General features: G+C 72.3%; 10 protein-coding genes. 4 read left to right on the forward strand and 6 right to left on the reverse strand.

What is annotated here, in order from left to right; all coding sequences use genetic code 11:
* The first annotated feature begins 72 nt into the window (after positions 1-72).
* Positions 73-1185 (forward strand): DUF3866 family protein, encoded by a 1113-nt coding sequence (locus tag OUQ99_RS20005; RefSeq protein WP_267945314.1) that lies wholly within the window; start codon positions 73-75, stop codon positions 1183-1185.
* A 319-nt stretch (positions 1186-1504) separates the two neighbouring features.
* Here the strand turns inward: OUQ99_RS20005 and OUQ99_RS20010 are convergent, their stop codons facing one another.
* From OUQ99_RS20010 to OUQ99_RS20035, 6 genes are all read right to left on the reverse strand, one after another.
* A complete protein-coding gene (locus OUQ99_RS20010) occupies positions 1505-2518 on the reverse strand; it encodes a methionyl-tRNA formyltransferase (protein WP_267945315.1) in 1014 nt (337 codons plus the stop codon).
* A gap of 214 nt (positions 2519-2732) precedes the next feature.
* Entirely contained in the window at positions 2733-3830 is a 1098-nt protein-coding gene (locus OUQ99_RS20015) for an FKBP-type peptidyl-prolyl cis-trans isomerase (protein ID WP_267945316.1), read from the reverse strand.
* A gap of 151 nt (positions 3831-3981) precedes the next feature.
* The gene (pafA, locus tag OUQ99_RS20020; protein WP_267945317.1) at positions 3982-5340 is read right to left on the reverse strand and encodes a Pup--protein ligase; all 1359 of its coding nucleotides are present in this window, start codon (positions 5338-5340) and stop codon (positions 3982-3984) included.
* A gap of 111 nt (positions 5341-5451) precedes the next feature.
* Positions 5452-6201: a proteasome subunit alpha gene (gene prcA, locus OUQ99_RS20025; RefSeq protein WP_267945318.1), complete on the reverse strand. Its 750-nt coding sequence runs from the start codon at positions 6199-6201 to the stop codon at positions 5452-5454.
* Between the two features lie 56 nt (positions 6202-6257).
* Positions 6258-7100, reverse strand: coding sequence for a proteasome subunit beta (gene prcB / locus OUQ99_RS20030; RefSeq protein WP_267945319.1), 843 nt, complete (start codon positions 7098-7100; stop codon positions 6258-6260).
* Positions 7101-7268: 168 nt separating this feature from the next.
* A complete protein-coding gene (locus OUQ99_RS20035; RefSeq protein ID WP_267945320.1) occupies positions 7269-7472 on the reverse strand; it encodes a ubiquitin-like protein Pup in 204 nt (67 codons plus the stop codon).
* Positions 7473-8191: 719 nt separating this feature from the next.
* Here OUQ99_RS20035 and OUQ99_RS20040 point away from each other — a divergent pair.
* The 3 genes from OUQ99_RS20040 (at position 8192) to OUQ99_RS20050 (ending at position 12352) form a co-directional block, all read left to right on the forward strand.
* On the forward strand, positions 8192-9316 hold the full coding sequence (locus OUQ99_RS20040) for a S1 family peptidase (protein WP_267945321.1): 1125 nt from the start codon (positions 8192-8194) through the stop codon (positions 9314-9316).
* Between the two features lie 171 nt (positions 9317-9487).
* Positions 9488-10669, forward strand: coding sequence for a S1 family peptidase (locus OUQ99_RS20045; RefSeq protein ID WP_267945322.1), 1182 nt, complete (start codon positions 9488-9490; stop codon positions 10667-10669).
* A 528-nt stretch (positions 10670-11197) separates the two neighbouring features.
* Positions 11198-12352: a S1 family peptidase gene (locus OUQ99_RS20050; RefSeq protein ID WP_267945323.1), complete on the forward strand. Its 1155-nt coding sequence runs from the start codon at positions 11198-11200 to the stop codon at positions 12350-12352.
* Positions 12353-12477: the final 125 nt, after the last annotated feature.

Here is a 12477-nt window from a genome sequence, read left to right on the forward strand (position 1 = left end):
GATGGACCGGCCGGGGTGCGCTCTGGCGCGTCGTCCCTACTCCGGTTCAGCAACGACGGTACCGTGCCTGGCATGATCCGGTGGCGCCGTGGTGAAGTCCGTCAGCTCCTCCCGTCCTGGCCGGGGGTCGCCCTGGCCCTGGTGGCGGTGGACCCCGCCGACGAGGGGGACGGGGTCACGGAGGGGACAGGCACGGGCCCCGTGGCGACGTGCCGTGCGCTGGCCTACACCGACCTCGTCGGGGAGCCCGGGGTCGGGGACTCCGTGCTGCTCAACACCGGGGCCCTGGACCTGGGTCTGGGGACGGGCGGGTACGCGCTGGTCGTGGCTCTCCCGGACCGCCTCCCCGCCGACCGGGAGGGGCCCGGACACCTGGTGAAGGCCCGCTACACGCCGCTCCAGGCGACCGTGCTGGGCGCGGACGAGCAGGGGTCGCCCCACCACGGGGTGCTGCGGTCCGCCGACGGCGTGGACGGCATGCCCGTGGTGGTGGCCGACCTGCACTCGGCGCTGCCCGCGGTGGTCGCCGGGGTGCGCGCGGAACGGCCGGGGACGCGGATCGTCAACGTGATGCTGGACGGCGGGGCCCTGCCCGCCGCGTTCTCGCAGCTGGTGGGGGCACTGCGGGAGGAGGGCCTGGTCGAGGGGTGCGTGACCACCGGGCAGGCCTTCGGGGGCGATCTGGAGGCGGTCACCGTGCACTCCGGGCTGCTGGCGGCCCGGCACGTGATGGGCGCGGAGGTGGCGGTGGTGTGCCAGGGGCCGGGGAACCTGGGCACCGGCACCCCGTGGGGGTTCTCGGGGGTCTCCTGCGGCGAGGCGGTCAACGCGGCGGCCGTGCTGGGCGGGCGCCCGGTGGCCGCGCTCCGGGTGAGCGAGGCCGACGAGCGCGAGCGGCACCGGGGGGTGTCGCACCACAGCATGACCGCGTACGGGCGCGTGGCGCTGGCCCGGGCGGACGTGGTGGTGCCGGTCCTGCCGGGGGTGTTCGGCGAGCGCGTGCGCGCCCAGGCCCGGCCGCTGGGTGAGCGGCACACCCTGGTCGAGGTCGGCGTCGACGGCCTGGAGGAGGCTTTGGCGGCCCTGCCGGTGAAGGTGTCGACGATGGGCCGCGGGCTCGACGAGGACCGGGCGGCGTTCCTGAGCTCCGCCGCGGCGGGCCGCCACGCGGCGGCGCTGCTGTAGGGTCCGCCCGGGACCGTCCACAGCCCCTTCCCCCGCGCCCTCCGGTGGGGTTTCCTGGATACAGGGGGCCCACGGCTCCGCCGGCCCGGTGCTGCCCGGGACCGCCCGTGCGCACACCCCTCGCGCCCGCCAGACCCGCCCGCACCGGCCCGGGACGGGACGGGGTGGGGACGCCCCGTGTGCGCCCCGGCGCCTGCCGGACGCGGCGTTCCGCCCGTCCGCACCGGCCCTGCCGTTCCCGGTGCCCGGGCGCCTCCCGGCCCGCCGCGCCCCGTCCGGCGGCAGGGCCCCACGGCCCCGGGCCCCGGAGGCCCGGTTCTCAGGCGCTCTGGAGCGCGTCCGGGCTCGGCGCCTGCCCGGGCACCGGCACCCTGCGGGTGGAGGCGAGCATGTGCTCGGAGGGTGCGTCGAAATAGGCGCCCGGGCGGAACATGGACAGCGAGGTCGGCTCGGCCCGCACCCCCTCGTCGACCCGCAGGGACTCGGGCACGAACACCGTTCCGTCCCCGCAGGTGATCCCCCACCTGCGCCCCTCCCCGACCGAGACCACCTGTCCGGGGTCCCCGCCCCGGGCCTCCCCGTGCAGCGCCCCCGCGCACAGGGTGATCCGCGCGCCGCCGAACATCGCGAACGCCCCCGGGTAGGGGGAGGCGAGCGCGCGCACCATCCGGTCCACGTCGCTCCCGGCGGCGGTGAGGTCGAGGTGGCCGTCGCTGGGCCGCCTGGTGGGCCACACCGACGCGTGTCCGCTCTGCGGCCGCCGCGGGGCCGAGCCCTCCAGGAGGTCGTCCAGGTGCCGGACCAGCAGCTCCGACTGGAGGTGGCCGACCCGTTCGTAGAGGCCGGTGGCGGTGGCGTCGGCCGGGACGTCGAACCAGCTCTGGTCGACGATGTCGCCGGTGCCGGGCTCGCGTTCGAGGTGGAAGAGGGTGACCGCGCTGGAGCGCATGGCGCGCAGGATGGTCCAGGGGATGGGCGCGTACCCCCGCCCGACCGGGAGGGGCGAGGGGTGGAGCCCGACCGCGCCCAGCGCCAGCGGGTCCAGCACGTCCTCCTGGACCAGCTGCGACCACCCGGCGACGACCATCAGGTCGACGCCGTGCGCGGCGAGGGCGTCCCGGACCTCGTCGGAGTTGATGTCCGGGACGCGCAGGTGCGTCAGGTCGTGGCGGCGAACGACGGACTCGTAGTCGAGGTACCCGCAGCGGTGGGCCAGCTCCCCCGAGTAGGACACCACCAGGGCGGGCGGGCGCCCCTGGGCGCAGAGCTCCTCCAGGGCCGCAACCCCGAGGCGTAGTCCTGACACGTAGCAGTAGCGCCTTCGGTCCGACATCACTCCCCCTCGCCTGTCCACGGATCCTCCGACTCTACGCACGGGGACCTCGTCCGGCCCGGGACCGCACCCACCGGGCGTGTCAGGCGCCGGCGCCGCGCAGGGGCCCGCCTGCCCCGGGGCCCGGACACGCCGGGGCGCGAACGGCCCCGGACACGCGACCGCCCCCGCGGGAGGCCGGCGGGGGCGGTCGTACGCGTACGCGCGGAGGCGGCTACTCCCCGCCCTCGGCGGGGTCGGCCTCCTCCTCGGCGCCCTCCTCGGGGGCGGCTCCGCCTTCCTCCTCGGCGGGCGGCGGGTTCTTGTAGGACCCGAGCACGTCGACGACGAAGACGAGGGGACCGGCGGGAGCGCCCATGGTCTCCTCCTCCGTCGCGCCGTAGGCCATGTCGGCGGGAACGGACAGGAGCAGGCGGCTGCCGACCGGCTGGCCGACGATGCCCTCGTCCCAGCCCTCGATGACGGCTCCCGCGCCGATGGTCGTGTCGAACGGGTCGCCGCCGCGGCTCCACGTGGAGTCGAAGGACGGGTGCTCGCCGTTGTCGTCGGCCTCCCAGCGCACGCCGGTGTACTGGACGATGACCTGCTCGCCCTCCTCCACCTCGTCGCCGGTGCCCTCGATGAGCGGGACGACCTCCAGGTCCTCGGGGGCCTCCGCGTCCTCCGGGAACTCGATGGTCGGCTCGCTGTGGCCCTCCTGGGTCACCACGGGCAGGCCGTCGCCGCCGTCGGTGCTCTGCTCCCCGGGCACGACCGAGCCCTTGTTGAAGCTGTTGACCAGGTCGATGACCAGGACGCTGGCGCCGGCCGGGGCGGCCTGTCCGGCCGCCTCCGCCTGGGCCTGCTCGTCCTCGGTGAGAGGGGGCATGACGTAGACGGCGCGGCTGCCGACGGGCTGGTTGACCAGCACCTCGCTGATCTGCTCCGGCATCTGCTCCATGCGGATCAGGTCGGGGGCGCCGGTCTCGTAGCTGGACATGCCCTCGGCGAGCTCGCCTTCGCCGGGGCCGGTCCACTGGTACTGGACCACGTTGGCGACGACCAGGTCGTCCGCGCGCACCAGCTCGTCCTCACCCGAGCCGGCGCTGACGATGCCCGAGATCTCCTCGTCCGGCGGGTCGGACTCGGGGAAGGCGACCTCCGGTTCCTCACCGACCTCGCCGGTGACGGTGGGCAGCCGTGGGTCGAGCTGGTCCCCGTTCATGCGCAGGAAGGCTGGCGTTCGCCATTCCTCTGGGATGCTTCCGCAGCTTGAGACCGCCAGGGTGATGGCGGCCAGCGGCACCGCGAGGGCGGCGGCACGTCGGTGCATGAGTCACAACCTCTGATTTCCGGCTTGGGACAGGGTCACACTACCGAAAAGTAGGGCCGTAACCACCCCCGGGAGCGCACCGAACGCCAGAACCCCGCCGCGGAGGGCTTTCGTCCTCCGGGCGGGGCCCTTGTCCGACTGCTGCGGAAGGTCACATTCCGGCGATGAGCTTCTCCACGCGCTCGTCGACCGACTTGAAGGGATCCTTGCAGAGCACGGTCCGCTGCGCCTGGTCGTTGAGCTTGAGGTGCACCCAGTCCACCGTGAAGTCGCGGCGCTGCTCCTGGGCACGGCGGATGAACTCCCCGCGCAGCCGGGCCCGCGTGGTCTGCGGGGGCACCGACTTGGCCTCGAAGATCTTCAGGTCGCCGACCACGCGGTCCATCTGGCCGCGCTTCTGCATGAGGTAGAAGAGTCCGCGGTCGCGGTGGATGTCGTGGTAGGTCAGGTCGAGCTGGGCCACGCGCGGCGACGACAGCGACAGGTCGTGCTTGTCCCTGTAGCGCTCCAGGAGCTGGTACTTGGCGACCCAGTCGATCTCCCGGGCGACGGTGTCCAGGTTCTGGGTCTCGACCGCCTCCAGGGTGCGCTGCCACAGGTCCAGGATGCGCTTGCCGGTGGCGTCGGTGCCGTGCCGGTCGACGTAGCTCTGCACCTTGTCCAGGTACTCGCGCTGGATCTCCAGTGCGCTGGCCTCGCGGCCGTTGGCCAGCCGCACCTTGCGCCGGCCGGTCATGTCGTGGCTGACCTCGCGGATCGCCCGGATGGGGTTCTCCAGCGTGTAGTCGCGCATGACGACCCCGGCCTCGATCATGCGCAGGACGAGGTCGGTGGAGCCCAGTTTGAGGAGGGTGGTGGTCTCGCTCATGTTCGAGTCGCCGACGATGACGTGCAGGCGCCGGAAGCGCTCGGCGTCGGCGTGCGGCTCGTCGCGGGTGTTGATGATGGGGCGGGAGCGCGTGGTGGCGGAGGAGACGCCCTCCCAGATGTGCTCGGCCCGCTGGCTGACGCAGAAGAGGGCGCCCCGGGGGGTCTGGAGGACCTTGCCGGCGCCGCAGATGATCTGGCGGGTGACCAGGAAGGGGATGAGCACGTCGGCCAGGCGGCCGAACTCCCCGTGCCGTCCGACGAGGTAGTTCTCGTGGCAGCCGTAGGAGTTGCCCGCCGAGTCGGTGTTGTTCTTGAACAGGTAGATGTCGCCGGCGATGCCCTCCTCGTGCAGGCGCTGCTCGGCGTCGACCTGCAGCCCCTCCAGGATGCGCTCGCCGGCCTTGTCGTGGGCCACCAGGTCCACGAGGCTGTCGCACTCGGGGGTGGCGTACTCGGGGTGGCTCCCCACGTCCAGGTACAGCCGGGCGCCGTTGCGCAGGAACACGTTGCTGCTGCGCCCCCAGGAGACCACCCTGCGGAAGAGGTACCGGGCGACCTCGTCGGGCGACAGCCTGCGCTGTCCCCGGAAGGTGCACGTGACCCCGTACTCGTTCTCCAGCCCGAAGATCCGTCGTTCCACGCGGCCTCACCAACTTCCCGTCACCGGGGTGCGGACGACGGGCCCTCGCCGTCCGCACCCGCCCGGCCGGTGCGGCGCCTCGGGCGCGCCGCACCGTCGTCATCGTTCAGATCACTCGTCGGCCTCGTCCTCGGTGCTGTCGCCGCCCGGGGCGGCAGCGCCTCCGGCCTTGCCCTCCTCGATGAGGGCGGTCAGGCGACGGCCTTGGATGCGGCGGAACTTGCGGTGCTGCCTGGAGCGCTCCAGGATCGCGACCTCCAGGTTGGAGGCCTCCAGCTCCCGCTCCTCGCCGTTCTCGCGCGCGAGGGCGCGGGTGGCCGCGTTGAGGGCGGCGCTGAGCGGGGCGTCGGCTGCGAAGCGGTCCTTGAGCTGGGTGGAGACGTGTTCGGACGATCCGCCCACGGCCACGAAGCCCTGTTCGTCGACGATGGAGCCGTCGAAGGTGATGCGGTAGATCTCGTCGTCGTCGGCGGTGTCCCCGACCTCGGCGACGACGATCTCCACCTCCCAGGGCTTGAGGCTCTCGCTGAAGACGGTTCCGAGGGTCTGGGCGTAGATGTTGGCGAGCTGGCGCCCGCTGACGTCGCGGCGGTCGTACTGGTACCCGCGCACGTCGGCGAACCGAACGCCCATCAGGCGCAGGTTCTCGAACTCGGGGTAGCGGCCGACGGCGGCGAAGCCGATGCGGTCGTAGAGCTCGCTGATCTTGTGCAGTGTGCGGGACATGTTGTCCGCCACCATGAGGATCCCGCCCTCGTACTGCAGGACGACGGCGCTGCGGCCGCGCGCGATGCCCTTGCGCGCGTAGTCCGCCTTGTCCTTCATCTGCTGTTCGGGGGCGACGTAGAACGGCATCGACACCGCGGATCGTTTCCTTACCTAGTCGGGAGAAGTCTGGGGTGGGGACGGCTGCCGGATCAGCCCAACTCGACGGTGGGGCCGTCGGGGTGCTCGGCGCGCCCCTCGACCACCTCCGTCGCCAGGCGGGCGACGACCTCGACGGGCAGGCGGCGGTGGCCGTCCTCGGTGATGACGTCGACGAGGGGGAAGATCTTGCGGTGCAGGTCGGGTCCGCCCGTGGCGGAGTCGTCGTCGGCGGCGTCGTAGAGGGACTGGAGCGCCACCTTGGCGGCGCCGGTCTCGTCCAGGTCGTCGCGGTAGAGCTTCTTGATGGAGCCCCTGGCGAAGACCGACCCGGAGCCGATGGAGTGGTAGCGCTGCTCCTCGTAGCGTCCGCCGACGGCGTCGTAGCTGAAGACCCGTCCCACCCCGGTGTTCTCGTCGAAGCCGACGAGGATCGGGACGACGACGAAGCCCTGCATCGCCATGCCGAGGTTGCCTCGGACCATCTGGGCGAGCTTGTTCGCCTTGCCCTCGAGGGAGAGCGAGCGGCCCTCCATCTTCTCGTAGTGCTCCAGTTCGACCTGGTAGAGGCGGGCGAGTTCGATACCGATCCCGGCGGAGCCCGCGATGGCCACCGCGGAGTACTCGTCGGTCCGGAAGACCTTCTCCATGTCGCGGTTGGCGATGACGTTGCCCTGGGTGGCCCGGCGGTCGCCCGCCAGCAGGACTCCCCCGGGGAAGGTCAGGGCGACGATGGTCGTCGCGTCGGGCGTGAGGTGTTCCGTCCCACCTCCGGCCGGGAGCTTGTGCCCGGGCAGCATCTCGGGGCTGACCGAACTGAGAAACTCGGTGAAGGACGAGGTTCCCGCACTCATGAAAGCGGCCGGCAACCGTCCGCCCTCGAACCCTTCGAACACGCGACTCCCTCCACTCGCGCCCCACCCCGGCGTGGGGGCGGGTGGGGCGCCTGTTGTCCTTGTTTTCGGCGGCCGGGCGGTGCTCCGGCCGATGAGACTGACCCTAGTCGGGCGCACGGCGGTGCCGGGGGCGCCCGGGTGCGCTGTCAGCGAACCGCCGCGGAGCGGCTACTCGCCGCCCTTCTGCACGAACTGCCGGACGAAGTCCTCGGCGTTGCTCTCCAGCACGTCGTCGATCTCGTCGAGGATGTCGTCGACGTCCTCGTCGAGCTGGTCCTTGCGTTCCTGGACGTCCGCCGCCGCCTCGGTCTCCTCGACCTCCTCGTCGCGGCGCGAGGCGTGCTTCTGACCGCCCGTGTCCTTCGTCGCCATGGCGTCTTCCCTCCCGTTCGGGCTCCCGTTCGGGGCTCTCGCCCTTATCTTGGCCCAACACCGCGCGACTCAACCCCCTTCCCGGGGCCCGATACCCGCTAGTTACCTCGGATCGTCCGATGTGCGCGCGTCGTGGCCCGCGCGGGCGCCCGTTTCGCACCGGGCGTGTCTCCCGGAGCGGCTCCCGGGGCGTTCGGCCCCCGGGCCCGCACCTCCGAGCAGAACGAGATACATCGCAATGCCGTTCGGAAAACGCACGCCCGTTCGCCAGGCAAACAAAGTTACCCATGAGTTACCGCTCTGACCTTTGCAGTTACATATGCGTGGCCGAACCATCACAGATGGCACCCGGTTCCAGTGGCCGGATCCGGCCACACAACACCCCTTGCGCCGAGAGCCGATGTGTGATCCGAAAATGATCACAGTAGGAAACTACAAGGTCAGACATGTCGTGACGATGAGTGATCGGGACAAAAGCATCGGATCATCACATGATCCTTTCGTCACGTGAATGAAATACCAGGTTCTCGGTCCTTTCGTTGCCCAAGATGTGCACTTAACGTGGATGAACGTTGACCGAGTGTCTTGACTGCAGGACATACGGCGAACCGGCCGGAGTTTTCGTCTCATCACGGGCTCCGGTCCGGGGTCCGACGCCCTCGCCGGCGGGTGTCGGGCCCCGAACCCCCGTCAGAATTCCCCAAGGAGAGTAGGGATCTATGCGACCCTCCCCCGTTATCTCCGCGATCGGCACCGGCGCACTCGCGTTCGGCCTGGCGTTCTCCGTGACGCCGGGCGCGACCGCGGCGGTCGTCCCCGCCGAGCCCGCCGCCAGCGGCGGGTCCGCGACGATGCTGGAAGCCCTCGAGAGGGACCTCGGCCTCACCCCGCTCGGGGCCGAAGCACTTCTCGAGGCCCAGGAATCCGCCTTCGAGACCGACACCGAGGCCACCGAGGCCGCGGGAGACGCCTACGGCGGCTCCCTGTTCGACCCCGAGACACAGGAGCTCACCGTCCTGGTGACCGACGCCGCGGCCGTCGACGCGGTCGAGGCCGCCGGCGCCGAGGCCACCGTGGTCTCGTACGGCACCGAGGGCCTGGCACAGGTCGTGGACGAACTCGACGCGGTCGGCGCGCCCGAGGGCGTCGTCGGCTGGTACCCGGACGTGGAGCGCGACACCGTCGTCATCCAGGTCACCGAGGGCGCGAGCGCCGACGGCCTCATCGAGGCCTCCGGGGTGGACGCCTCCGCCTTCGAGGTGCAGGAGACGGTCGAGGCGCCCAGACTGCTGGCCGAGATCGTCGGCGGCGAGGCCTACTACATGGGCGGCGGCCGCTGCTCCATCGGCTTCGCCGTGCAGGGCGGCTTCGTGACGGCGGGCCACTGCGGCACCGCCGGCACCACCGCCGAGAGCTCCGACGGCACCGGCTCCGGTGTGTTCGAGGAGTCCGTCTTCCCCGGCAGCGACGGCGCCTACGTCGCTGCCACGTCCAACTGGACCGGGACGAACCGGGTCGAGGGCAGCTCCTCGACCGTCTCCGGCTCCACCCAGGCGCCGATCGGGTCGGCCGTGTGCCGCTCCGGCTCGACCACCGGCTGGCACTGCGGCACCATCGAGGCCCGCGGCCAGACGGTGAGCTACCCGGAGGGCACGGTCGAGGACCTGACCCGGACCGACGTCTGCGCCGAGCCCGGCGACTCCGGCGGCTCGTTCATCTCCGGCTCGCAGGCCCAGGGCGTCACCTCCGGCGGCTCCGGCGACTGCACCTCCGGCGGTACGACCTACTACCAGGAGGTCGGACCGCTGCTGAGCTCGTGGGGGCTCAGCCTGGTGACCGGCTGACCCCGGCCGCCGACCGGGCCGACCGGCCCACCGCAGCGCGTCCCCGTCCGCACCCGCGGGCGGGGACGCCTGCCGTCTCCGTCGTCCACAGGGGCAGAGGACGTCTGGCGCCGAGCGGACTTCCGGGTTCTCCTGGAGACACCCCTCCCCCCCCCAGGAGAACGGACGACCATGCACGCCTCCCCCTCCCCCGTGCCGCGAACCGCCGGCGCCCTCCTCGCGCTCTCCCTGACCACCGTCCTCGCCTTCGGATCCGCGCCGGCGCCCTCGTGGGCCGCCCTCCCCGCCGCCCCGGACTCCACCGCGCCCGCCCGCCCCGGGTCCTCCGCCGGTCCGGCCGACGCCGTCGCAGCGCAGTTCGGCCTGAGCCCGTCGGCCGCCCGGGACCTGCTCAGAGCCCAGGAGGAGGCCGCCCGTGCGGACGCGGAGGCCGCCGAGGCCGCCGGTCCCGCCTACGCGGGCTCCGTCTTCGACAGCAGCACGCTCCGGCTGACCGTCCTGGTCGACACCCCCTCCGTCGCCGAGGAGGTGCGAAGGACCGGAGCGCGGGTCGAGGTGGTCCCGCGCTCCGCCGACGAGCTGGACGGCGTCGTGGCCGGCCTCGACGCGGCCGGGCCCCGCGCGGGGGTCGTCGGCTGGTATCCGGACCCGTCCGAGGGCGCCGTGGTCGTCGAGACCGTGGGCGGGGCCTCGTCCGAGGCCGCCGCCCTCGTCGAGGACGCCGGTGTGGACCCCGCCGCCGTGCGGGTGCGGGAGGGCGCGGAGCAGGCGGTCCCCTACGCCGAGGTCGTCGGCGGCCGCCTGTTCCGGACCGGCGGAGGCGTGTGCACCATCGGCTTCGCCGCCACCGCCTCGGGGGAGCCCGGCTTCCTGACCGCGGGGCACTGCGGCACCGCGGGCGCCCCGGTGGAGAGCATCCCCGCCGGGGCCTCGGGAACCTTCCAGCACTCGCAGTTCCCCGGCTCCGACGGCGCGTTCGTCCGCGTGGGGCCCGGGTGGACCCTCACCAACCTGGTCGACGACCAGGCCGGGGGGTTCGTCGAGGTCACCGGCTCACAGCCCGCGCCGATCGGATCGACCGTGTGCACGTCCAACCCCTACAACGGGTGGCGCTGCGGCAGGATCCTGGGCCGCAACCACACGGTGAGCTACCCGCAGGGCACGGTCCACGGCCTGACCCGGACCGACGTGTGCTCGGGTCCCGGGGGCTCCGGCGCCCCCTTCGTCGCGGGCTCGCAGGCCCAGGGTGTGACCTCCGGCGGCTCCGGCAGCTGCGTCTCGGGCGGCACCACCTACTTCCAGGACGTCAACCCGCTCCTCGCCATGTGGGGCCTGGAGCTGGTCACCTCCTGAGGCCTGCCGCCGTCTCCGCCCCGTGGGCGGCCGGCGTCCCGCAAGGGCGCCGGCCGCCCACGCGTCCGCATCCGGCCAGACGTCCGCGCCCGGGGCCGCGCCGCGAACCGTCCGCACAGCCCCTTTGGCACCTCTGTGACCTCTGGTGTTACATCCAGGTAGCCGGGCTGTCACGAACGGTACCGGGTACCGGTGTCCGCATCCGGCCACGGAGCATCCCTTGCGCACGGGCCACCGCTTCGATCCGTGAGCGCCCGACTGCGGAAACCGCAAGGTCGCACACCGGACGGCTACGCGTAGCCATGACGGAACAGAGGGTCATCGGACGATCCTTCGTACGTCTGAATAGATCAACACAGAGCGGGTCTTTCCCTCACCAAAGTGTCCATTTATGTTGGGGATCGTTTACCGGATGTCTCGGTGAATTCCGGACGTCGGAACAACTCCGTCCTTCGGAAATGGGGTTTCCGTCCCTACCGGCGCGGACACTCCGAATCCCCCTTGATCCCCCTTGGAGAGTAGACACCCATGCGACCCTCCCCCGTCATCTCCGCCATCGGCACGGGAGCCCTGGCCTTCGGCCTGGCCCTGTCCCTGGCACCGGGAGCCCTCGCGGCGACCGCCCCCCTCCCCCAGGGCCCCGTCGCCGACGACAACGCCGCCAGCATGTTCGAGGCCCTCGAGCGGGACCTCGACCTCACCCAGTCCGAGGCCGAGTCCCTCCTGGAGGCCCAGGAGGCCGCCCTGGAGATCGACGCAGAGGCCACCGAGGCAGCCGGCTCCGCCTACGGCGGTTCCACCTTCGACATCGACACCCACACCCTCACCGTCCTGGTGACCGACGCCGCGGCGGTCGAGGCCGTCGAGGCGACCGGCGCCGAGGCGAGCGTCGTCTCCTACGGGACCGAGGGCCTGGCCGAGGTCGTGGACGACCTCAACGCGGCCGACGTCCCGGAGGGCATCGTCGGCTGGTACCCGGACGTCACGAGCGACACCGTCGTGGTCGAGGTCCTGGAGGGCTCCGGCGCCGACATCGACGCCCTGCTCGCCGAGGCGGGCGTGGACGCCTCCGCCGTCCAGGTCCAGGAGACCAGCGAGACCCCCGAGACCTACGCCGACATCATCGGCGGCCTCGCCTACACCATGGGCGGACGCTGCTCGGTCGGCTTCGCCGCCACCAACAGCGCCGGACAGCCCGGCTTCGTCACCGCCGGCCACTGCGGCCGCGTCGGCACCGCGGTGACCATCGGCAACGGCCGCGGCACCTTCCAGAACTCGGTCTTCCCCGGCAACGACGCCGCGTTCGTGCGGGGCACCTCCAACTTCACGCTGACCAACCTGGTCTCCCGCTACAACTCCGGCGGCTACCAGAGCGTCACCGGCACCAGCCAGGCCGCCGTCGGCTCCGCCATCTGCCGCTCCGGCTCCACCACCGGCTGGCACTGCGGCACCATCCAGGCCCGCAACCAGACGGTGAGCTACCCGCAGGGCACCGTCTACTCGCTCACCCGCACCAACGTGTGCGCCGAGCCCGGTGACTCCGGCGGCTCGTTCATCTCCGGCTCGCAGGCCCAGGGCGTCACCTCCGGTGGCTCCGGCAACTGCTCCGTCGGCGGCACCACCTTCTACCAGGAGGTCCTGCCGATGGTGAACTCCTGGGGCGTCAGCATCCGCACCAGCTGACCCTCCTCACCACCCCTGACCGTCCCCGTCCGCGTCAGCGGGCGGGGACGCCCATGTCCCCGGGGCGGCACCGGGTGCCCGGCGCCGCCCCGGTGCTCCGCCCGGCCCCCGCGTGCGGCGGGACC

This window comes from Streptomonospora nanhaiensis, assembly GCF_026642255.1.
Classification (GTDB): domain Bacteria; phylum Actinomycetota; class Actinomycetes; order Streptosporangiales; family Streptosporangiaceae; genus Nocardiopsis; species Nocardiopsis tropica.